Source organism: Streptomyces griseorubiginosus, from assembly GCF_001514195.1.
Classification (GTDB): domain Bacteria; phylum Actinomycetota; class Actinomycetes; order Streptomycetales; family Streptomycetaceae; genus Streptomyces; species Streptomyces griseorubiginosus.
The window spans coordinates 1,020,147-1,041,841 of the sequence record NZ_KQ948734.1 but is presented as its reverse complement, the minus strand read 5'-3'; the positions used below and the strand labels follow the sequence as shown (position 1 = coordinate 1,041,841).

Sequence of the window (21,695 nt, the reverse complement as noted above, 5' to 3'; positions counted from 1 at the left end):
CCTTCTGGGGCCTTTGACCAAGTTTTTGGCAAGCCGTCCCTGGGTTAGCCACTCAAAAGGGGTGTCATTCTCCAGATCAAACACGTATCCGCTCGATGACACACCGCTTCGGCCCCTAGGATTCCCCCTATCACCTCACCGGTCTCATTTGACAGGAACCCCATGAGCGACACTTCCCCCTACGGCTTCGAGCTTGTGCGGCGTGGGTACGACCGCGCTCAGGTGGACGAACGGATCTCCAAGCTCGTCTCCGACCGTGACAGCGCTCTCTCCCGCATCACCGCCCTGGAAAAGCGCATCGAGGAGCTCCACCTCGAGACGCAGAACGCCCAGGCCCAGGTAAGCGACGCCGAGCCGTCGTACGCCGGTCTCGGCGCGCGTGTCGAGAAGATCCTCCGCCTCGCCGAGGAGGAGGCCAAGGACCTGCGCGAGGAGGCCCGTCGCGCGGCCGAGCAGCACCGCGAGCTCGCCGAGTCGGCGGCCCAGCAGGTCCGCAACGACGCAGAATCGTTCGCTGCGGAGCGCAAGGCCAAGGCCGAGGACGAGGGCGTCCGGATCGTCGAGAAGGCCAAGAGCGACGCCTCTCAGCTGCGTTCCGAGGCCCAGAAGGACGCCCAGTCCAAGCGTGAGGAGGCGGACGCCCTCTTCGAGGAGACCCGCGCCAAGGCCGCGCAGGCCGCCGCCGACTTCGAGACGAACCTCGCCAAGCGCCGGGAGCAGTCCGAGCGCGACCTGGCGTCCCGTCAGCAGAAGGCGGAGAAGCGGCTCGCGGAGATCGAGCACCGCGCGGAGCAGCTGCGCCTGGAGGCGGAGAAGCTGCGCACCGACGCCGAGCGCCGCGCCCGCCAGACGGTGGAGACCGCTCAGCGCCAGGCCGAGGACATCGTGGCCGACGCCAACGCCAAGGCCGACCGGATCCGTTCGGAATCCGAGCGTGAGCTCGCGGCCCTGACGAACCGTCGCGACTCGATCAACGCCCAGCTGACGAACGTCCGCGAGATGCTCGCCACGCTGACCGGTGCCGCGGTGGCCGCCGCCGGCTCCCCGGTCGAGGACGAGCCGATCTCCCGTGGGGTTCCGGCCCAGCAGTCCCGGTAACACCGCCTGAAGGCAGCACGAGGGCCCGTACCGTCTCCCCCGGAGGTACGGGCCTTCGGCGTACCTGGGTCGGGGCGGGGCTTGGGAGTACGGGGATCCGTACGGGCCTTGGGCGTAACCGGGTCAGGGCGGGCCTGGGGAGTACAGGGATCCGTACGAGCCTTGGGCGCACCCGGGATCCGCAGGGGCCTTCGGCGCACCCGGGTCATTGCGGGCCTTCGCCGTACCGGGATCCGCACGGGCCTTCGGCGTACCGGGATCCGCACGAGCCCTCGCCGTACCGGGATCCGTACGGGCCCCCGCCGTACCCCGGGGCCGTTGCGGGATTCTTACCGCTTCCGTCGGTCTCCGTTTGCCCATAGGAGTGGCATCCGCAGGGGCGCGCCCCTAGCGTGGTCGGCATGATCGAGCTAGCGGGGCTGACCAAGCGGTACGGCGAGAAAGTGGCGGTGAACAACCTCACCTTCACCGTCAGACCGGGCATCGTCACGGGCTTCCTCGGTCCCAACGGGGCGGGCAAGTCGACCACCATGCGCATGATGTTGGGCCTCGACCGGCCCACCTCCGGAGACGTCCGGATCGACGGCAAGCACTACGACCAGCTCAAGGACCCGCTGTCGTACATCGGCGCCCTGCTGGACGCCAAGGCGATGCACGGCGGGCGCAGCGCGTACAACCACCTGCTGTGTCTCGCGCAGAGCAACGGCATCCCGACGAAGCGGGTGCACGAGGTGCTCGACACGGTCGGTCTGACGGCCGTCGCGAAGAAGAAGGCCAAGGGGTTCTCGCTGGGCATGGGCCAACGGCTCGGCATCGCGGGCGCACTGCTCGGCGACCCGCGGATCCTGATGTTCGACGAGCCGGTCAACGGGCTCGACCCCGAGGGCATCCACTGGATCCGCAACCTGATGAAGTCCCTGGCCGCGCAGGGCCGGACGGTCTTCGTGTCGAGCCACCTCATGAGCGAGATGGCGCTGACCGCCGACCACCTCGTGGTGATCGGCCAGGGCAGGCTGCTCGCCGACACCTCCATGGCCGACTTCATCGCGCAGAACTCGCGGTCCTACGTCCGGATCCGCACCCCGCAGCGCGAGCGGCTGCTCGACGTGCTGCACGCGGCCGGGGTCACCGTCGTGGAGACCGGCAACGGCACGCTGGAGGTGGACGGCGGCAAGTCCGAGCAGATCGGCGAGCTGGCCGCGCAGCACCAGATCGTGCTGCACGAGCTGAGCCCCCAACAGGCCTCCCTGGAGGAGGCGTTCATGCAGCTGACCGCGGAGTCGGTCGAGTACCACGCGCACAGCGACGCGCCGTCCGAGCCGCAACCGGCCTGGGGCGACGCCTGGAAGGGGAAGTGAGCATGGCGGCGACCCAGGTCATCCGCTCCGAATGGACCAAGATCCGGTCGGTGGCGTCCACGGTGTGGACGCTCTCCCTCGCCGTGGTCGTCACCATCGGGCTCGGCATCCTGATCTCGGCCCTGTCGAAGAACGAGTTCGACAACATGAGCCGCAAGGACCAGCTCTCCTTCGACCCGACCTTCATCAGCTTCGCGGGGATGAGCCTCGGCCAGCTGGCGATGATCGTGTTCGGGGTGCTCGTCGTCTCGAACGAGTACAGCACCGGCATGATCCGCACCTCGCTGGCCGCGGTGCCGCAGCGCGGCACCTTCCTGGCGAGCAAGATCGCGGTGGCGACCGGGCTCTGCCTGGTCGTGGGCCTGGTCACCAGCTTCGTCACCTTCTTCCTGGGGCAGGCGATGCTCGGTTCGCACCGGGCGGAGATCGGCGACCCCGGGGTGCTGCGCGCGGTCATCGGCGGCGGTGTCTACATGACCCTGATCGCGATGTTCTCGATGGGTGTCGCGGCGATGCTGCGCTCCCCGATGCTGTCGCTGGGCATCCTGATGCCGTTCTTCTTCCTGATCTCCAACATCCTGGGCAATGTCTCGGCGACGAAGAAGGTCGGCCGGTTCCTGCCCGACCAGGCCGGCAGCAAGATCATGCAGGTGGTCACCCCGATCGACGACGACTCCCCCTACGGCCCCTGGGGCGGTCTCGGGATCATGGCGCTGTGGGTCGCGGCGGCCCTGATCGGGGCGTACGTACTGTTGAAGAAGCGGGACGCGTGACGCGGGAAGCCTTTGCTTCCATTTGAGCGGAACCGTCAGCGCCCCGATAAGCTCCTAACCCTTACGGGGGGCGTGTGCCCCGCTGTCCTGAACCTTGCGATGGGTGCGGAGCATGATCGAGGCAGTCGGCCTGACCAAGCGCTACGGCGACAAGACCGCTGTGTACAACCTTTCCTTCCAGGTGCGTCCCGGTTCCGTGACCGGCTTCCTGGGCCCCAACGGCTCGGGCAAGTCCACGACCATGCGGATGATCCTGGGCCTGGACAATCCCACGTCCGGTCAGGTGACGATCGGCGGCTACCCGTACCGCAGGCTGCCCAACGCGGCCCGGCAGGTCGGCGCCCTGCTCGACGCGAAGGCCGTGCACGGCGGACGGGCGGCCCGCAACCACCTGCTGTGCCTGGCCCAGCTCTCCGGGATCCCGGCCCGCCGGGTGGACGAGGTGCTGGGGGTGGTCGGTCTCCAGGACGTGGCCAGGAAGCGCTCCAAGGGCTTCTCGCTCGGCATGGGGCAGCGGCTCGGGATCGCGGCCGCGCTGCTCGGCGACCCCCAGGTGCTGCTCTTCGACGAGCCGGTCAACGGACTCGACCCCGAGGGCATCCTGTGGGTGCGCAACCTGATGAAGGCACTGGCGGCGGAGGGCCGCACGGTCTTCGTCTCCTCCCACCTGATGAGCGAGATGGCGCTGACCGCGGACCACCTCATCGTCATCGGGCGCGGGCAGCTGCTCGCCGACATGAGCATCCAGGACTTCATCGCCGCGAACTCCGCGGGCTTCGCGCGGGTGCGCACCCCGGACACCGAGCCCCAGCTGCGCGAGAAGCTGTCGGCCGCGATCACCGAGGCGGGTGGACACGTGCTGCCGGAGCAGGACGGGGCGCTGCGGGTGACGGGGCTGGCGCTCCCCCGCATCAGCGACATCGCGCACGAGGCGGACGTACGCCTGTGGGAGCTGTCCCCGCACCAGGCCTCGCTGGAGGAGGCGTACATGCGGATGACGCAGGGCGCGGTGGACTACCGCTCCACGATCGACCAGAAGGAGGGGCTCATGCAGCCCCTCCCGCCGGGCGCCCAGCCCCCGATGCCGGTCCCGGGCCAGGGCCAGCCGGGCTGGTACGCCCCGCCGCCGCCCCAGCAGGGCGGACAGCCGTTCGCACCGCCGCAGGGCCACCCGCCCGCGAACCCGTACGGCGGCCCCGGCGCCGCCACCCCCAACCCGTACGCCCAGCCCGGCCCGACGGCTTCCCAGGGCCCGACGGCTCCGCAGGCCCCCACGGCTTCCCAGGGCCCGGCTCACCCGGCGCCCGGCCAGGCCCCGGGCGCCCCTCAGCCGCCCGCGCACTCTGCGCCCGCCCAGCCCGTGCCCGGCGGAGCCATCGCGCCCGCGCCCGCGCCGCAGCAGGCAGCGCCCGTCGCCGCACCCGCCCAGGCCGCCGCACCCGCCCCGCAGGGATCCGCCCCGCAGGGATCCGCCCCGCAGCAGTCCGCCACCCCGACCGAGCCCAAGGACGCCCGATGAGCACCCCCCAGCCTTCGATGCCGCAGGCCCAGCCCGCCGTGCCGAACTGGCAGGCCGCGGGTGGACCGGCGTACACCGGCTACACCTCACCGATCCCCGTGGTGCGGACCCATCTCGGGCACGCGATCGCCTCGGAGTGGACGAAGATCCGGTCCGTGCGGTCGACGATGTGGACGCTGGGCGTGTTCGTACTGATCATGATCGGGATCGGGCTGGGGGCCGCCGCGCTGATCGCGGCCAACAGCTCGCCGGATGACCTGCGGGACCAGAACCCGCTGTCGTTCGGGTTCTTCGGGCTGCTGCTCGGCAGCATGTGCGTCATCACCCTCGGCGTGCTGACGACGGCCTCGGAGTACGGGACGGGAATGATCAGGACCACCATGGTGGCCTGCCCCTCGCGCGGGCGGGTGCTGGCCGCGAAGTCGATCGTGTTCTTCACCGTCGCCTTCGTCACCACCCTGGTCTCGGTGCTCCTGGTCGCCCTCGCGGACATCGCCCTGCTGGACGGCGCCGACGACCCGACCGGCCAGGAGTGGCTGAAGGGCACCCTCGGCATCTCGCTCTACATCGCCCTGCTCGGCCTGCTGTCGCTGATCATCGGCTCGATCATCCGGCACTCGGCAGGCGCGATCACCATCATGATCGGTGTCGTGCTGGCCCCGCTGGTCATCGCGCTGTTCATGTTCTCGCAGTCCCTGGAGGGCGTGCGCCAGGCGCTGTTCGAGTACTCCATCCCGAACCAGCTCAGCGTCTTCTACGCCAACTCCCTGACCGACAGCGGCCCTTCGGGCTGGGACCCGCTGTGGATCATCCTCGGCGTCACGGCCGTCGCGTTCGCCGGCGCCTATGCCCTGCTGGAGAAGCGGGACGTGTAGAAGGGCCCCTGACAGAGCCCTTCGAGGGCTCAGAACTTCGGCGCGTTACGGGACCGCTGCACCCGCGTGGTGCGGCGGTCCCGCGCGTTCCAGCACGCCTTGTGCCAGTGTCTGCGCTCGTCGACACCGGAGTGGTCGGGCCAGGCCACCACGTGCGGGACGCCGTCCGGGATCATCTGGTCGCAGCCCGGGCAGCGGTACGTCTTGCCCTGCGCGCTCGCGCCCGCCACATGCCGGACGTTCCAGTCCTCGCCCTGCCAGTGCGTCGAGGACTGGAAGCCGCCGTAGCGGCCGGAACGGTCGTCCTCGGCGCTGCGGTCGGCCGGGTCCGACGAACCGGAACCCTTGGGTCGGTTGCGACGCGGGGACACGGGACACCTCACGGGGCTATACAGGAAGCAGGGAACGTATCCAGCCTACGCGGCACGCGGCGGGGTACGCGTAGGGAACCAACCCCCACAAGTCCCCCTCCGGGGCGGCCCATTCTCCAGACAATCGGCAAATCTCTCCGCCAGGCCGTGTCCTCGGCACGTGTCAGACGGTTATGCCGGGTGGGGGAGCTCCCGTGTCGGAGCCAAGGAAGCAGGAAAAGCACATGCACGTTGGAACATTTCTGTTGGCGGCCCAGTTCCCGGGGCAGGGCCAGGGGGAGGCGCTGCACCGCGCGGTCCGCTCGGCCGAGGTCGCGGAGGAGGCCGGACTCGACGCGGTCTGGCTGGCGGAACACCATTTCGTGCCGTACGGCACCTGCCCGTCCGCGATCACCCTGGCAGCGCTGCTGCTGGGCCGCACCCGACGTATCCGCGTCGGCACCGCCGTGAGCGTGCTGCCCACGGTCCACCCGGTGGCGCTCGGCGAGCAGGCCGCGCTGCTGCACATGACGAGCGGCGGGCGGTTCTCGCTGGGCGTGGGGCGCGGCGGGCCGTGGGTCGACCTGGAGGTGTTCGGGGCGGGTCTTGAGGCGTACGAGAAGGGGTTCCCGGAATCACTCGATCTGCTGGTGCGCTGGCTGCGCGAACCCTCCGTGGGGGCCGACGGCGAGCGTTTCCGCTTCCGCGAGGTGCCCGTCGTACCGCGGCCGTCGGAGTCGCTTACGGAAGCGGACGGCCCCGAGGTGATCGTCGCCTGCACCTCCCCGGCGAGTGTCCGGCTGGCCGCCGAGCGCGGGCTGCCCATGCTGCTGGGGATGCACGTCGGGGACGAGGAGAAGGCGGAGATGGTCGCCCTGTGGCGCAGGCAGGCGCGCGCGGCCGGACACGCGCCGCAGAAGGTCCTGGAGGCACCCCACGTCTCGGCCGGTGTCTGCCAGATCGCGGACCGGCGTACGGACGCGGTGGAGGCGTTGGTGAAGGCGATGCCCGGCTGGCTCAGGCAGGGGCTGGGCGCCCATGTCACGGTCGACGGCCGCGTACGGCAGATGCGCGATCCGGTGGCCTACACCGAACTGCTCTGCGGACTGCACCCGGTGGGCACCCCGCGGCTGTGCGCCGACCGTCTCGCGGCGACCAGCGAGCGGACCGGCATCTCCCGCTTCGCCCTGCTCGTCGAGGGCTCGGGAGACCTGGCGGCCACCGAGGAGAACGTACGGCGGCTGGGGGGCGAGGTGCTGCCGCACCTCACCTGAAGAGGTCGCGGCGCATCTGACCTGAAGTCGAGCAGGAACCCTTGCCCACAGGGGCCCCTCGTCCGGCGGGGGCTTGCCGCCCCGGTACTGATGCACCTCCCGCGTACGGCGGAGCGGCAAGCAGGTGCGCCGCGTCAGCAGTCCCGGAACTCCGGAGACTGGTTCAGCAGCTGACTGCGCACCGAGGTGAAACGGGTCAGCGTCTCGTCGACAGAGGAGTCCAACGGGAACACCGCCACCCGGTGGCAGTTCTGGAAGGCCAGCCGCACACCGAAGTGCCGCTGAAGCGCGCCGCGTATCGCGTCACTCGCAAGCGCACGCAGCAGCTGACCGCGTGCCTGCTCGTCCGGCGGGGGCGTCTGGTTGTCGGCGAAGTTGCCACCGTCCACCTTCAGCTGGGCCACCAGGGAGCTGATCATCTCCCATGCGTAGGGCAGGGAGGTCCGGACGCAGTCGACGAATTCGGCTTCGTCGACCTCGCCTCGCTCGGCCTTCTCGAGTAGGGCCGGTGAGACGTCGAGCGACATGGGTTCTCCTCTCGCACCCCTGATTCCGCAGGGGTTGCCGGACAGATAAAGGGAGTTCGCGCTGCCGAACACGCTCAGTACATGCCTCGCGACCTCCCGTTTACTACCGTAGGCAACGGGCCGTGACCGCACCAGGAGAATGCGAACAAAGGGCACTCCCAACAGGCCCACAATCGGCCACAAGTGAACAGGCTTTCTCCACAGCCTTACGGGCCGAATCGCGTGGACATGCGCCCGTCGAGTAGCGTTGCCGACCATGCGTCTCGTCATTGCCCGGTGTTCCGTCGACTACGCGGGCCGGCTCACCGCCCACCTGCCCTCGGCCCCCCGTCTGATCCTGGTGAAGGCCGACGGCAGCGTCTCCATCCACGCAGATGACCGCGCCTACAAGCCGCTGAACTGGATGTCGCCGCCCTGCACGTTGAAGGAGGGAACCGGCGACGAGGAAGGCGTGTGGACCGTCGTCAACAAGGCGGGCGAGAAGCTCATCATCACGATGGAGGAGGTCCTGCACGACTCCTCGCACGAACTGGGCGTGGATCCCGGCCTGATCAAGGACGGCGTGGAAGCACACCTTCAGGAACTGCTCGCCGACCGCATCGAAACGCTCGGCGACGGCTACACCCTGATCCGCCGCGAGTACATGACGGCCATCGGCCCGGTCGACATCCTGTGCCGGGACGCCGACGGGCAGACCGTCGCGGTGGAGATCAAGCGGCGCGGCGAGATCGACGGCGTGGAACAGCTCACCCGCTACCTCGACCTGCTGAATCGCGACCCCCATCTCGCCCCGGTCCGCGGCATCTTCGCCGCGCAGGAGATCAAGCCCCAGGCCCGCGTCCTCGCCACGGACCGCGGCATCGGCTGCGCGGTCCTCGACTACGACGCGCTGCGCGGCATCGAGGACGACAAGCTGCGGCTGTTCTGACAGCGCGTCTTCTTCTACGACGACGAGGGCCGGGTCCGTTGGCTGGACCCGGCCCTCGTCGTGTGCCCGTGCGTCAGATGACCTGGCCGCTCGGCGTCCCACTGACGGCGCTGCTCGCCGGGGCGCTCGCCGAGCTGCTGGTCTCCACCGGGGCGGAGGAGGCCGGGCCGCTGGCCGAGTTGGAGTTGGTCGGGGTGGTGTCGCTCGGAGTGGCGCTGGGCGACGTCGTGGGCGTACCCGTCGAGCCGGTCGGCGTCGACGACGCGGAACCGGAGCCGGTGGGGTTGCCGGTGGGCGACGACGGCGTACCCGACGAGTTCGACGGCCTGGGCGACGTCGGCCTGGACGACGGCGACGAACCGCTGCCCTGCGTCCCGCTCGGCTTGGCCGAAGGGGTGGTCCCACCCGTCGGCGTCGGGTCGTCAGCCGTGCCGTACGTCCCGTCGGGCCCCGGATCGGTCGGCCGGGACGTCGCCGTACCCGTGTCGCCCTTGTCGTCGTTGCTCGGGACGTCCGCGCCGAGGTTGCCGTCGTCGATGCCGACGCTGGCCGACGGGTTGACGCCGACCTCGTTGGACGGGGAGTTCGGGTCGTTGTCGGAGGTGGCGCCCAGGGTCACCACGGTGCCGAGGACGGCGACGAGCAGCGCGCCCGCGCCGGCGGCGACCAGGTTGCGCTTGGCGAGGCCCTTGAGACCGCCCCGCGCCTTGCGGGAGGGGCCGGTGGCGGGGGTGCGGTGGACGACGACCGTCTGGGACTCGCCGGGCGGCTGGAGCCGCGGGAAGGCCGCGGGCACTCCCCCGGGCGGTGAGGCCGACTCGTCGTGGCGGGCGTCGGGCACCTCCTCGCCGGCCGTCGCGCCGAGGGCGACGAGGCCGGTCGCGGGGGTGGTGCCGTCCCGGTCGGAGACCAGGGCGAGGGCCCGTCGGCCCGCCACGGTGCCGCGCTTGTCGGCGAGGGCGCCGCGCAGGCCGATGGAGGCCTCCAGTTCGGCGCGGGCCCGGTCGAGCTCTCCGCCGCACAGCGCGAGGATGCCGAGTTCGTGGTGGAAGTAGGCCCGCTCGGACACCTCGCCGGCCAGCCGGGAGGCCTCGGAACCGGCCCACAACGAACGCTCCCAGGCGCCCCAGTGGCCGCCGGCGGCGAACGCGGGTGCCGCCGTGCGGGCCAGCCGCACGGCGATCGTCTCCTCCTCGCCGTCGAGGGGCGCGACGGTCACCGGGACCAGGACGTCGAGGGCGGCGAGCAGCGCGTCGGCCTCGGAGCAGACCCGCTCGGGGGTGACCGAGGGGTGACCCGCCCACCAGTCGTAGTGCTGGGCGGCGGTGCGCGCGTGGTCCTCGATGTCGTCGGCGTATCCGGCGGCCTCCAGCTGGGCGAGGACTCCGGCGGCGAGCCGGTAGCGGGAGCCCACCGGGGAGACCAGTCCCGCGTCCGCGAGCTCGCCGAGGGCGGCGTCGGCGTGGGTGTCCCCGACCAGGGCGGGCAGGTGCGCCTGGTGGGGCACCTCGCCGCCGAGGGCGACGGCGAACCGCAGGGTGGCGCGCGCGGACTCGCTCAGCCGGGAGGCGAGCAGGGGCGCGGGCGCGGCGGCGTCCCCCAGCGCGGGCAGGGGTATCTCGTCGGCGTCGTCGGTGGGCGGCGGGGCGTCGGCCACGGCCATCTCCGCGAACACGCCGAACTCGTCGACGGCGCCGGCCCCGGCCCGCTGCCGGTCGCGCTGCCGGAGCAGGGCACCGGCCTGGACGAAGCGCAGCGGCAGGCCCTCGGACTCGAACCAGAGGTCGCCGGCCCAGTTGGACTCCTCCTCCGTCAGCACCCGGCCGACGGCACGCTCCAGGAGTTCCACGCCGTCGGCGCGTCCGAGGCCGCTGAGGACGACCTCCTCGACGGCGGAGTCGGCCGAGGGCGCGGGCACGTCGGGGGTGGCGCCGATCACGAAGGCGCACTCGGGTGTGGCGTCGAGGAGTTCGTCGAGGGCGGCCCCGCCGAACTCGATGTCGTCGAGGACGACGACCGCGCCGATCTCGCGGACGCAGGAGAGCAGCTCGTCCCGGTCGGGGCGGTGCAGGGGCGAGTCGAAGACGGCGTAGTAGAGGTCGTACAGCAGCTCGGCAGCCGTGCGGCGGAAGCCGGTGAGGCGGACCACGCCGTCGGGGGCGAGGTCCGAGCAGTCCTCGGCGACGATGTCGAGGAGGCTGGTGCGGCCGGATCCCGCGGGGCCGGTCAGCCGGACCGAGCGGCCGCGGGCGAGCATCCGGACGAGTTGCTCGCGCTCGTCCTGGCGGGCCAGGAGCGACAGGGTGGTGCGGGTGGGTCCCGGGGGGACGGGCGGGCGGGCCGCGCGGTCCACCTCGGCGCGTTCGGCGGCGCCGTACTTGGCGGGGCGGCCGGGGCGCTCGCCGGGCGGGCAGGCCTCTATCTCGCTGCCGTCGACGGGGTTGACGGTGAGCAGGTAGTCACCGGCGACGAGCTGGACGGTGCGGGCGAGCGCGGGTGAGTGCTGGCCGAAGTCGGATGTGAGGGAGTCCCTGGGAGGCCGTTGACGCGGCGAACCGCCGTCACCGTCATGGCCGTACTCCTCGGGTCCCCGGTTGTTCGGGTCCATAGGTTCAAGCCCCCCAAAAGCGTCTCGTGTGCCGTCAGTGGCCCCTCCCGGCCGGCAGCACACAGCGCTGTCGCTTCTGGTCCGGGCCCGCTGGAAGGGTTGCAGGCAGCGGGCGACCGAACCCTAAACCTTCGCACAGTATCTATGACAGCCCGGGGTACCGCGCCGTCCGAGACGTCACAGTCTCGTGAGGATTGGGCAGGAGATGCGTTTCGCCGCGGTGACCGGGTCAGACCCGGGGCAGCGACTCGACGCCGATGCCGCCCTCGATCGCCAGGATCCGGTGCAGCCGGGTGGCGACCAGGAGGCGCTGCATCTGCGGCGGTACGTCGCGCAGCACCAGGCGGCGGCCGCAGCGGCCGGCCCTGCGGTGCGCGCCCATGATCACCCCGAGCCCGGTGGCGTCCCAGGAATCCAGCTCGGACAGGTCGAGCACCAGGTCGCCGGCTCCGTCGTCGACGGCCGAGTGCAGGACCGTACGGGCGTCCGCCGCGCTGCGGACGTCGAGGCGGCCCCCGACGACCAGCTCGGCGTGGTCGCCCCTGATGTACATATGCGCTCCCCGAGAGTGCGTGCAGTACTCCACGAATGTGATGTCCAGTGATGACACCTCTGACTGCGTTGAGCGGCCAGAGGTTGCCGTCCGTAAGCGAACCGATACCGAATTCACCCTGAGGTGTGAAACCAGAGGGGTTTGTGCGGTTTCAGTGGTTGTCAGTAGCTGTAGAAGCCCTGCCCGCTCTTGCGTCCGATGTCACCGGCGTCCACCATCCGGCGCATCAGCTCCGGCGGGGCGAACTTCTCGTCCTGGGACTCGGTGTAGATGTTGCCGGTGGCGTGCAGCAGGATGTCGACGCCGGTGAGGTCCGCCGTGGCGAGCGGTCCCATGGCGTGACCGAAGCCCAGCTTGCAGGCCAGGTCGATGTCCTCGGCGGTCGCGACGCCCGACTCGTAGAGCTTGGTCGCCTCGACGACGAGGGCGGAGATGAGACGGGTGGTCACGAACCCCGCCACGTCCCGGTTGACGACGATGCAGGTCTTGCCGACGGACTCGGCGAACTCCCGCGCGGTGGCGAGGGTTTCGTCGCTCGTCTTGTAGCCGCGGACCAGTTCGACGAGCTGCATCATCGGCACCGGCGAGAAGAAGTGCACGCCGACGACCCGCTCGGGGTGCTCCGTGGCCGCCGCGATCTTGGTGATCGGGATCGCGGAGGTGTTGGAGGCGAGCACGGCGTCCGGGCGCACGATCTTGTCGAGCGCGCGGAAGATCTCGTGCTTGACTTCCAGCTTCTCGAACACGGCCTCGACGACGATGTCGGCGTCGGCGGCCGCGTCCAGGTCGGTGGTCGCGGTGATCCGGGCGAGGGCGGCGTCGGCGTCGTGCGCCTCCAGTTTGCCCTTGCTCACGAACTTGTCGTACGAAGCCTTGATGCCGTCGGTGCCGCGCTTCAGCGCCTCGTCGGTGACGTCCCGCAGGACCACGTCCCAGCCCGCCTGGGCAGAGACCTGGGCGATGCCGGAACCCATCAAGCCGGCGCCGATGACGGCAAGCTTCCGTGCCACTGTTGCGACTCCCCTTTGAAACGCCTTACGCCCTGTTTACGTTGCCTTGCGGCGGACACTAGCGCTCGTGAGGGGCTGTGTGACCGGTTAGTAATGCGCGTCACGTCTCATCTGACGGACATCACACCGGTAGCTGTCACGAGTGGTCTCGTTCGGCGTAGTTGAGCACCTTATCGCTCAACAACTCCTCCCCGTCGCAGAGAAGCACGAGTGTCTCTCGTGACACTTCGTCCGGTTCGCGCCCGGACGCGGTAAGCGGTCGCACACAGCTCCCGTGACGGTCGGCACACGCGGGTTCCGCACGGCCGGGACGAAACTACGCTGAGGTCATGGTCAATCTGACGCGCATCTACACCAGGACCGGCGACCAGGGCACCACCGCCCTCGGCGACATGAGCCGGGTCGCCAAGACCGATCTGCGGATCTCCGCGTACGCCGACGCCAACGAGGCGAACGCGGTGATCGGCACGGCGATCGCCCTGGGCGGCCTGGAGGCGGAGATCGTCGAGGTCCTCACCCGCGTCCAGAACGACCTGTTCGACGTCGGCGCCGACCTGTCCACGCCCGTGGTCGAGAACCCCGAGTTCCCGCCCCTGCGGGTCGAACAGTTCTACGTCGACAAGCTGGAGGCGGACTGCGACCGCTTCAACGAGCGCCTCGACAAGCTCCGCTCCTTCATCCTGCCGGGCGGCACCCCGGGCGCGGCCCTCCTCCACCAGGCCTGCACGGTCGTACGCCGCGCCGAGCGCTCCACGTGGGCAGCCCTGGAGGCCCACGGCGACCACATGAACCCGCTCACGGCGACCTACCTCAACCGCCTCTCCGACCTGCTGTTCATCCTGGCCCGCACGGCCAACAAGGAGGTCGGCGACGTTCTGTGGGTGCCGGGCGGGGAGCGCTAGCTAGCGCTTCTCCTTCGGGAACAGCGTGTAGCTGCCCGCGATGATCACGTTGATGGCGATCACCCACAGCATCCGCTGCTGCCACGCCTGGAGCGACGCGGCCTGTCCGTCGCCCACGTACCAGACCGCAGCCTGGAGCAGGGCCAGGGCGACCACCGCAGCAATAATCCAGCGGCCCGCGACCTTCCACTCGTGGACGGCGCGGGCCCTGCCGTACTTCGGCGGCCGCACCGGCGGCGGACCGCCCGCGAACCGGTGGGCGACCCGCGCGTCCGCCCACCTGATCGTCGAGTGACCGAGGCCCACGGTGAAGCCGATGTAGACGGCGGCCAGACCGTGCCTCCAGTCCGGCTCGGCGCCGTTCCTCAGGTCGATCGCGGTGACCGCGAACAGCACCAGCTCCAGCAGCGGCTCGCACAGCAGCAGGGCCAGCCCGGTACGCGGCATCCGCAGCCCGTACCGGAAGACCAGTCCGGCCGCGAGCAGCACCCAGAACGCCACCTCGCAGGCGATGATCAGTCCGACGACCACGACACGCTCCCTTCGCTCACCCTTCCAGGCTCGCGTCGGCCCCGGCCCCTTTCGTCGTCGGCGGTGACGAGACCGCCGTACATCGAAAGATGCAGTCCAGGACCGTCCCCGGGGATCAGGCGCGGGGCGCGGGCACCGTGTTGGATGGGGTCATGGCCCTCCCCCGCCCGCACCGCTTCGACGTGTACATCGCGGCCGGCGGGCTGCTCGGCGGGCTGCTGCTGGTGGGCATCGGTCTGAGCACCCGGCCGGCGGCGGATCCGATCACCCTCTTCGACGGCCCCTGGCCCGTGCTCGTCCCCCTCGTCGTGCTGGCCGGCTGCGAGCTGCTGCGCCGCGCGGCCCCCCGGACGGCCCTCCTCATCGGCACGGCCGGCATCTGCGCCGACGTGGTGACGCAGGGCAGTCTCGCCACGGTCCTGATGTTCACCGACGTGATCTACGCGGCCGTGCTGTACGGCCCGCTCGCCTCGGCCCGCCGGATCCAGTGGATCACCGGTCTGCTGACGGTGGCCGGGACGCTGGTGCCGTTCGCGGTGTGGCGGGAGCCGGAGGCACTGCTGATCGGGGTGGTCGTCGGGGTCGTGGCGTACGGACCCGCCGCCACCGGCTGGATCGTGCGCAACCACCGGGACGCCGCCGAGGCCGCCCGGCTGCGTGCCGAACAGAGCGTCCTGCTGGCCGAGATGGACCGCACCCAGGCGGTGACCGCGGAACGGGCCCGGATGGCGAGGGAGTTGCACGACATGGTCGCCAACCACCTCTCGGCGATCGCCATCCACTCCACGGCCGCGCTGTCGATCGACGAACCGACCACGTCCCGCGAGGCGTTGGGGGTCATCCGCGAGAACAGCGTGGCTGGCCTCGCCGAGATGCGCCGGCTCATCGGCATCCTGCGCGACGGCGACGGCGAGCCCGCCGCCGTCCCCACCCTCGACGGCCTCACCGCCCTCGTCGAAGGGGCCCGAGCCAACGGCCTTGACGTCACCCTGGACGCCTGCCACGACGGCGCCGTGCCTGCTCCGGTCGAGCTCGCCGCCTACCGGATCGTCCAGGAGTCGCTGACCAACGCCCTCAAGCACGCCTGCCCCGGCCGGGTCACGGTGTCCCTCGCCGAGCGGGACGGCAGTCTGATGGTCGAGGTGAGCAGCCCGTACGGCGACCGGGACGGGCCCCGCGCCCCTGGCTCAGGTGCCGGTCTGGTCGGGATGCGGGAGCGGGCCGCGCTGCTCGGGGGCACGTTCCGGGCCGGACCGCGGGGTGGGCTGTGGACCGTGCATGCCACGCTCCCCGTGTCGGAAGGAGAATCCGAATGATCCGTGTCCTCGTCGCCGAGGACCAGTCCGCCGTCCGCGCCGGGCTCGTCCTCATCCTGCGCAGCGCCCCCGGCATTGAGGTGGTCGGCGAGGCGGCGGACGGTGAGCAGGCGGTGGCGCTGGCCCGGGAGCTGCGGCCCGATCTGGTGCTGATGGATGTTCAGATGCCGCGCCTGGACGGGGTGTCGGCGACCCGGCAGGTCGTCGCGGAGGGGCTCGCGGACGTACTCGTGCTGACCACCTTCGATCTCGACGAGTATGTGTTCGGGGCGTTGCGCGCGGGCGCGTCCGGCTTTCTGCTCAAGAACACCGAGGCCGGGGATCTGCTGGACGCGGTGCGGACCGTGGCGCGCGGGGAGGGCCTGATCGCGCCCGCCGTGACCCGGCGTCTGATCGCCGAGTTCGCCGCCGGGTCCGCGAGGGAGCCGAGCGCCGATCCCGCCGTCCTGGCCACCCTGACCCGCCGGGAGCGCGAGGTGCTCTCCTGTCTCGGCGAGGGCCTGTCCAACGCGGACATCTCGACCCGCCTCGACATGGCGGAAGCGACGGTGAAGACGCACGTCAGTCGTCTGCTCGGGAAGCTGGAGCTGCGCAGTCGGGTGCAAGCGGCGGTACTGGCGCAGGAGTTGGGAGTCTGAAAGCGCTTGAGCGAGCCGTATACAAGAGTGGTCCAGACCTATTGACCCGTGGTCCAGACCTTTCTATTCTCACGGCACCGTGGGCGTGAAGGCTCAGTCACGCCCTCCCGTGAATTCAGACAGGGAGGCGCACGATGCGCTTCAGACACAGAGCCGCGGCCGGGTTCGCGACGCTGTTGCTCCCCTTCGCCGGCCTGGTCGGTCTCGCGAGCCCCGCCCAGGCCGCGACCTCCGCCACCGCGACCTACGCCAAGACCCAGGACTGGGGCAGCGGCTTCGAAGGCAAGTGGACGGTGAAGAACACCGGTACCACCAGCCTCAGTTCCTGGACCGTCGAGTGGGACTTCCCCTCCGGCACCTCCGTCACCTCCGCCTGGGACGCCGACGTCACCTCGTCCGGAACCCACTGGACCGCCAAGAACAAGTCCTGGAACGGCACCCTCGCCCCCGGCGCCTCCGTCTCCTTCGGCTTCAACGGCGCCGGCAGCGGCTCCCCCGCCAACTGCAAGCTCAACGGCGGCAGTTGCGACGGCGGCTCCACCCCGGGGGACGCTGCCCCGTCCGCACCCGGCACCCCCACCGCCTCCGACGTCACCAACACCTCGGTGAAGCTGGCCTGGAGCGCCGCCACCGACGACAAGGGCGTCAAGAACTACGACGTGCTGCGCGACGGCGCCAAGGTCGCGACCGTGACGACGACGTCGTACACGGACACCGGGCTGACCGCCGGCACCTCCTACTCGTACACCGTGCAGGCCCGTGACACCGCCGACCAGACCGGCCCGGCAAGCGGCGCGGTCGCGGTCAAGACCACCGGCGGCACCACCGACCCGCCGCCCACCACCGGTGACAAGGTCAAGCTGGGCTACTTCACCGAGTGGGGCGTCTACGGCCGCAACTACCACGTGAAGAACCTGGTGACCTCGGGCTCCGCATCGAAGATCACCCACATCAACTACGCGTTCGGCAACGTCAAGAACGGTCAGTGCACCGTCGACGACACCTACGCCGCCTACGACAAGGCGTACACCGCCGACCAGTCCGTCTCCGGCACCGCCGACACCTGGGACCAGCCGCTGCGCGGCAACTTCAACCAGCTGCGCGAGCTGAAGGCCAAGTACCCGAACATCAAGGTGCTCTACTCCTTCGGCGGCTGGACCTACTCCGGCGGCTTCGCGCAGGCAGCGGCCAACGCGGCCGCCTTCGCCAAGTCCTGCAAGGCGGTCGTGGAGGACCCGCGGTGGGCGGACGTCTTCGACGGCATCGACATCGACTGGGAGTACCCGAACGCCTGCGGTCTGACCTGTGACACCTCGGGCGCCGCGGCCTTCAAGAACCTGATGTCCGCGCTGCGCACCGAGTTCGGCTCGAACTACCTGATCACCGCGGCGATCACGGCCGACGGCTCCAACGGCGGCAAGATCGACGCGGCCGACTACGGCGGCGCCTCCCAGTACGTCGACTGGTACAACGTGATGACGTACGACTACTTCGGCGCCTTCAACGCGCAGGGCCCGACCGCCCCGCACTCGCCGCTGACCTCGTACGCCGGCATCCCGCAGGCGGGCTTCAACTCCGCCGACGCGATCGCCAAGCTGAAGTCGAAGGGCGTCGCCTCGAAGAAGCTGCTGCTCGGCATCGGCTTCTACGGCCGCGGCTGGACCGGCGTCACCCAGGCCGCCCCCGGCGGCACCGCGACCGGAGCGGCACCCGGCACCTACGAGGCGGGCATCGAGGACTACAAGGTCCTCAAGAACTCCTGCCCCGCCACCGGCACCGTCGCGGGCACGGCATACGCCTACTGCGGCACCAACTGGTGGTCCTACGACACCCCCGCGACGATCGCCGGCAAGATGACCTGGGCCAAGAACCAGGGCCTGGGCGGCGCGTTCTTCTGGGAGTTCAGCGGCGACACGAGCAACGGTGAGCTGGTGACCGCCATCAACAACGGGCTGTCGTAAGGGAATCACCCGAAACAGCTAGGCGACATTGACGCGCTGACCGGGCGGGGCTGCCTCAAGCCACGCGAGGAAACCGGTCAGCGCGTCTTCGCTCATGGCGAGCTCGAGACGCGTGCCCCGGTGCACACAGGTCAGGATGACGGCGTCGGAGAGCAGCGCCAGCTCCTCCTCGCCCTCGGGCAGACGGCGGCCCGCCACCTCGATCGCGGCGCGTTCCAGGACGCGGCGCGGGCGGTAGGCGTAGGAGAAGACGCGGTACCACTCGACGCGGTCGCCGTTGTAGCGGGCCACGCCGTAGCTCCAGCCCTTGCCGCTGGTGTCGGTCTTCTCCGGGACGTCCCAGCGCAGCGAACAGTCGAAGGTGCCGCCGGAGCGCTGGATGAGCCTGCGGCGCAGGCCGAAGACGAACAGCCCCAGCACCACCAGGGCCACGACGATTCCGCACACAGTCAGAGCGAGGACCATCGACACCGACCTCCTCGTCTCCTAGGTACCTTCGAAATAGGTAACGGAACGGAAAAAACATCCAGATCTGCCTCAGCCGCGGCCGGCTCCGGATCGCTCCGGTGCCGGCCGCGGCTGAGTGACGTCATACGGCTCCGCGCTGGTTCAGCGCGCGGTCGCCGCGCGCAGTCGTACGTCCGCGCGACGCTCGGCGGCGGCATCGCCCTCCGCCTTCGCGCGCTCCAGCTCCCGCTCCGCGCGCTGGACGTCGATCTCGTCCGACAGCTCGGCGATCTCGGCCAGCAGCGACAGCTTGTTGTCGGCGAACGAGATGAATCCGCCGTGCACCGCGGCGACGACCGTCCCGCCGTCGCTGGTGCGGATGGTCACCGGGCCCGACTCCAGCACACCGAGCAGCGGCTGGTGACCGGGCATGACGCCGATGTCGCCGGACGTGGTGCGCGCGACGACCAGGGTGGCCTCGCCGGACCAGACCTCTCGGTCGGCCGCGACCAGCGCGACGTGCAGCTCAGCAGCCAAGGTGGCTCCTCGGGTCACCACCCGGCGGTTGTGCCGGGTGTTGGTTACAAGTCTAGTAGGCAGAAAAGAGGGGGCGGGACGTGCCCCGCCCCCTCAGGCGTGAACCACAGGGTTCACATCGAACTCAGTGAGTTCAGGAGACGCCCAGCTCCTTGGCGTTGGCCTTGAGGTCCTCCAGGCCACCGCACATGAAGAACGCCTGCTCCGGGAAGTGGTCGAACTCGCCGTCGCAGATCGCGTTGAACGCGGCGATCGACTCGTCCAGCGGCACGTCCGAACCGTCGACGCCGGTGAACTGCTTGGCGACGTGGGTGTTCTGGGACAGGAAGCGCTCGACGCGGCGGGCACGCTGGACGACCAGCTTGTCCTCCTCGCTGAGCTCGTCGATGCCGAGGATCGCGATGATGTCCTGGAGGTCCTTGTACTTCTGGAGGATCCCCTTGACGCGCATGGCGGCCTCGTAGTGGTCCGCGGCGATGTACCGCGGGTCCAGGATCCGGGACGTGGAGTCCAGCGGGTCCACGGCCGGGTAGATGCCCTTCTCGGAGATCGGACGGGACAGAACCGTCGTCGCGTCGAGGTGGGCGAAGGTGGTGGCCGGGGCCGGGTCGGTCAGGTCGTCCGCGGGGACGTAGATCGCCTGCATCGAGGTGATCGAGTGACCACGGGTCGAGGTGATGCGCTCCTGGAGGAGACCCATCTCGTCGGCCAGGTTCGGCTGGTAGCCCACCGCGGAGGGCATACGGCCGAGCAGGGTCGACACCTCGGAACCGGCCTGGGTGAAGCGGAAGATGTTGTCGATGAAGAACAGCACGTCCTGCTTCTGCACATCGCGGAAGTACTCCGCCATGGTCAGACCGGCCAGGGCCACGCGCAGACGGGTGCCCGGGGGCTCGTCCATCTGGCCGAAGACCAGCGCGGTCTTGTCGATGACGCCGGAGTCCGACATCTCCTCGATGAGGTCGTTGCCCTCACGGGTGCGCTCACCGACACCGGCGAACACGGAGACACCGTCGTGGTTGTTGGCGACGCGGTAGATCATCTCCTGGATGAGCACCGTCTTGCCGACGCCGGCACCACCGAACAGGCCGATCTTTCCACCCTTGACGTACGGGGTGAGAAGGTCGATGACCTTGACGCCGGTCTCGAACATCTCGGTCTTCGACTCGAGCTCGTCGAAGTTCGGGGCCTTGCGGTGGATGCCCCAGCGCTCGCCCGTGTACTGCTCGTCGACGTTCAGCACCTCACCGAGGGTGTTGAACACCTTGCCCTTGGTGAAGTCGCCGACCGGCACCGTGATGGAGGAGCCGGTGTCGGTCACCGGGGCCTGGCGGACCAGACCGTCGGTGGGCTGCATCGAGATGGTGCGGACCAGGCCGTCACCCAGGTGCTGGGCGACCTCCAGGGTCAGCGTCTTCAGCTCGCCCTCGTTCGCCGGGTCGGCGACCTCGACGTGCAGGGCGTTGTAGATCTCCGGCATCGCGTCGACGGGGAACTCCACGTCGACGACCGGGCCGATGACCCGGGCGACGCGGCCCGTGGCCGTCGCGGTCTCAACAGTGGTGGTCATTAGCGGTCACTCCCCGCGGTCGCGTCGGCCAGGGCTGCGGAGCCACCGACGATCTCGCTGATTTCCTGGGTGATTTCGGCCTGGCGGGCCGCGTTGGCAAGTCGGGAGAGCGTGGTGATGAGCTCTCCCGCGTTGTCGGTCGCCGACTTCATCGCGCGCCGCGTGGCGGCGTGCTTGGAAGCGGCCGACTGGAGGAGCGCGTTGTAGATACGGCTCTCCACGTAGCGCGGCAGCAGGGCGTCGAGGACGTCCTCCGCCGAGGGCTCGAAGTCGTACAGCGGGAGGATCTCGCCCTTGGGCGCGGCCTCCTTGGCGACCTCTTCGAGGCTGAGCGGCAGCAGTCGGTCGTCGAGCGCCGTCTGCGTCATCATCGAGACGAACTCGGTGAAGACGATGTGGAGTTCGTCCACGCCGCCCTCGGCCGTGTCCTTCTCGATGGCCTCGATCAGCGGGCCCGCGACCTTCTTGGCGTCCGCGTACGTCGGCTCGTCGGTGAAGCCCGTCCACGACTCCGAGATCTTGCGCTCACGGAAGTTGTAGTGGGCGACACCACGGCGGCCGACGATGTAGACGTCGACTTCCTGGCCCGCGCGCTCGAGACGCGCGGTCAGCTGCTCCGCGGCCTTGATGGCGTTGGAGTTGAAGGCGCCGGCCAGACCACGGTCGCTCGTCAGGAGCAGCACCGCGGACCGCCTGACCGTCTCGGCCTGCGTGGTCAGCGGGTGCTTCGTGTTCGAGCCGGTACCGACCGCGGTCACCGCGCGGGTCAGTTCCTTGGCGTAGGGCGCCGAGGCCGCCACCTTGCGCTGTGCCTTGATGACACGCGAGGCGGCGATCATCTCCATCGCCTTGGTGATCTTCTTGGTCGCGGTGACGGATCGGATGCGACGCTTGTAGACCCGGAGCTGGGCTCCCATGAG

At 70.0% G+C, this 21,695-nt stretch carries 21 protein-coding genes; 11 read left to right on the top strand and 10 right to left on the bottom strand.

Annotated features, from left to right (window positions below; all coding sequences use genetic code 11):
• Positions 1-162: 162 nt before the first annotated feature.
• The 5 genes from AQJ54_RS04710 to AQJ54_RS04690 all read left to right on the top strand — a co-directional run bounded on the left by AQJ54_RS04710 (position 163) and on the right by AQJ54_RS04690 (position 5,623).
• Positions 163-1,098, top strand: a complete 936-nt coding sequence (locus AQJ54_RS04710; protein WP_020136541.1) for a coiled-coil domain-containing protein — start codon at positions 163-165, stop codon at positions 1,096-1,098.
• Between the two features lie 401 nt (positions 1,099-1,499).
• On the top strand, positions 1,500-2,456 hold the full coding sequence (locus AQJ54_RS04705) for an ABC transporter ATP-binding protein (protein WP_062027217.1): 957 nt from the start codon (positions 1,500-1,502) through the stop codon (positions 2,454-2,456).
• 2 nt (positions 2,457-2,458) lie between these two features.
• Positions 2,459-3,229: an ABC transporter permease gene (locus AQJ54_RS04700; protein WP_174856898.1), complete on the top strand. Its 771-nt coding sequence runs from the start codon at positions 2,459-2,461 to the stop codon at positions 3,227-3,229.
• A gap of 112 nt (positions 3,230-3,341) precedes the next feature.
• Entirely contained in the window at positions 3,342-4,748 is a 1,407-nt protein-coding gene (locus AQJ54_RS04695; protein ID WP_062234110.1) for an ABC transporter ATP-binding protein, read from the top strand.
• Positions 4,745-5,623: an ABC transporter permease gene (locus AQJ54_RS04690; protein WP_062234107.1), complete on the top strand. Its 879-nt coding sequence runs from the start codon at positions 4,745-4,747 to the stop codon at positions 5,621-5,623. Before AQJ54_RS04695 ends, AQJ54_RS04690 begins: the two co-directional genes overlap by 4 nt.
• A gap of 29 nt (positions 5,624-5,652) precedes the next feature.
• On the opposite strand, the gene AQJ54_RS04685 is transcribed toward AQJ54_RS04690, so the two are convergent.
• Positions 5,653-5,994: a hypothetical protein gene (locus AQJ54_RS04685; protein ID WP_062027059.1), complete on the bottom strand. Its 342-nt coding sequence runs from the start codon at positions 5,992-5,994 to the stop codon at positions 5,653-5,655.
• A 224-nt stretch (positions 5,995-6,218) separates the two neighbouring features.
• On the opposite strand from AQJ54_RS04685, the gene AQJ54_RS04680 reads away from it, so the two are divergent.
• A complete protein-coding gene (locus AQJ54_RS04680) occupies positions 6,219-7,247 on the top strand; it encodes an LLM class flavin-dependent oxidoreductase (protein ID WP_062027061.1) in 1,029 nt (342 codons plus the stop codon).
• 134 nt (positions 7,248-7,381) lie between these two features.
• Here the strand turns inward: AQJ54_RS04680 and AQJ54_RS04675 are convergent, their stop codons facing one another.
• Positions 7,382-7,774, bottom strand: a complete 393-nt coding sequence (locus AQJ54_RS04675) for an SCO5389 family protein (protein WP_030320280.1) — start codon at positions 7,772-7,774, stop codon at positions 7,382-7,384.
• A gap of 256 nt (positions 7,775-8,030) precedes the next feature.
• On the opposite strand from AQJ54_RS04675, the gene nucS reads away from it, so the two are divergent.
• Positions 8,031-8,702 (top strand): endonuclease NucS, encoded by a 672-nt coding sequence (gene nucS, locus AQJ54_RS04670; protein ID WP_020136549.1) that lies wholly within the window; start codon positions 8,031-8,033, stop codon positions 8,700-8,702.
• A 73-nt stretch (positions 8,703-8,775) separates the two neighbouring features.
• On the opposite strand, the gene AQJ54_RS04665 is transcribed toward nucS, so the two are convergent.
• The 3 genes from AQJ54_RS04665 to AQJ54_RS04655 all read right to left on the bottom strand — a co-directional run bounded on the left by AQJ54_RS04665 (position 8,776) and on the right by AQJ54_RS04655 (position 12,873).
• Positions 8,776-11,310, bottom strand: coding sequence for an ATP-binding protein (locus AQJ54_RS04665; RefSeq protein WP_062027063.1), 2,535 nt, complete (start codon positions 11,308-11,310; stop codon positions 8,776-8,778).
• 229 nt (positions 11,311-11,539) lie between these two features.
• Positions 11,540-11,863, bottom strand: coding sequence for an STAS domain-containing protein (locus AQJ54_RS04660; RefSeq protein WP_020136551.1), 324 nt, complete (start codon positions 11,861-11,863; stop codon positions 11,540-11,542).
• Between the two features lie 161 nt (positions 11,864-12,024).
• Positions 12,025-12,873: a 3-hydroxyacyl-CoA dehydrogenase family protein gene (locus AQJ54_RS04655; RefSeq protein WP_020136552.1), complete on the bottom strand. Its 849-nt coding sequence runs from the start codon at positions 12,871-12,873 to the stop codon at positions 12,025-12,027.
• A 329-nt stretch (positions 12,874-13,202) separates the two neighbouring features.
• Between AQJ54_RS04655 and AQJ54_RS04650 the strand changes: the two genes are divergently transcribed.
• A complete protein-coding gene (locus tag AQJ54_RS04650) occupies positions 13,203-13,775 on the top strand; it encodes a cob(I)yrinic acid a,c-diamide adenosyltransferase (RefSeq protein ID WP_030320289.1) in 573 nt (190 codons plus the stop codon).
• On the opposite strand, the gene AQJ54_RS04645 is transcribed toward AQJ54_RS04650, so the two are convergent.
• A complete protein-coding gene (locus AQJ54_RS04645; RefSeq protein ID WP_062234104.1) occupies positions 13,776-14,306 on the bottom strand; it encodes a hypothetical protein in 531 nt (176 codons plus the stop codon).
• Positions 14,307-14,458: 152 nt separating this feature from the next.
• Here AQJ54_RS04645 and AQJ54_RS04640 point away from each other — a divergent pair, with 152 nt between their 5' ends.
• The 3 genes from AQJ54_RS04640 (at position 14,459) to AQJ54_RS04630 (ending at position 18,221) form a co-directional block, all read left to right on the top strand.
• Positions 14,459-15,622 (top strand): sensor histidine kinase, encoded by a 1,164-nt coding sequence (locus AQJ54_RS04640; RefSeq protein ID WP_062234101.1) that lies wholly within the window; start codon positions 14,459-14,461, stop codon positions 15,620-15,622.
• The gene (locus AQJ54_RS04635) at positions 15,619-16,260 is read left to right on the top strand and encodes a response regulator (protein WP_062234098.1); all 642 of its coding nucleotides are present in this window, start codon (positions 15,619-15,621) and stop codon (positions 16,258-16,260) included. The genes AQJ54_RS04640 and AQJ54_RS04635 overlap by 4 nt, the downstream gene beginning before the upstream one ends.
• A 134-nt stretch (positions 16,261-16,394) precedes the next feature.
• The gene (locus tag AQJ54_RS04630; protein WP_062234096.1) at positions 16,395-18,221 is read left to right on the top strand and encodes a glycoside hydrolase family 18 chitinase; all 1,827 of its coding nucleotides are present in this window, start codon (positions 16,395-16,397) and stop codon (positions 18,219-18,221) included.
• 18 nt (positions 18,222-18,239) lie between these two features.
• Here AQJ54_RS04630 and AQJ54_RS04625 read toward each other — a convergent pair whose 3' ends face one another.
• From AQJ54_RS04625 to AQJ54_RS04610, 4 genes are all read right to left on the bottom strand, one after another.
• Positions 18,240-18,686 (bottom strand): DUF2550 domain-containing protein, encoded by a 447-nt coding sequence (locus tag AQJ54_RS04625; protein ID WP_028809448.1) that lies wholly within the window; start codon positions 18,684-18,686, stop codon positions 18,240-18,242.
• Positions 18,687-18,830: 144 nt separating this feature from the next.
• Positions 18,831-19,205, bottom strand: coding sequence for a F0F1 ATP synthase subunit epsilon (locus AQJ54_RS04620; protein ID WP_007384727.1), 375 nt, complete (start codon positions 19,203-19,205; stop codon positions 18,831-18,833).
• 133 nt (positions 19,206-19,338) lie between these two features.
• The gene (gene atpD / locus AQJ54_RS04615) at positions 19,339-20,775 is read right to left on the bottom strand and encodes a F0F1 ATP synthase subunit beta (protein ID WP_062027073.1); all 1,437 of its coding nucleotides are present in this window, start codon (positions 20,773-20,775) and stop codon (positions 19,339-19,341) included.
• Positions 20,775-21,692, bottom strand: coding sequence for a F0F1 ATP synthase subunit gamma (locus AQJ54_RS04610; RefSeq protein WP_062234093.1), 918 nt, complete (start codon positions 21,690-21,692; stop codon positions 20,775-20,777). The genes atpD and AQJ54_RS04610 overlap by 1 nt, the downstream gene beginning before the upstream one ends.
• Between the last annotated feature and the right edge of the window lie 3 nt (positions 21,693-21,695).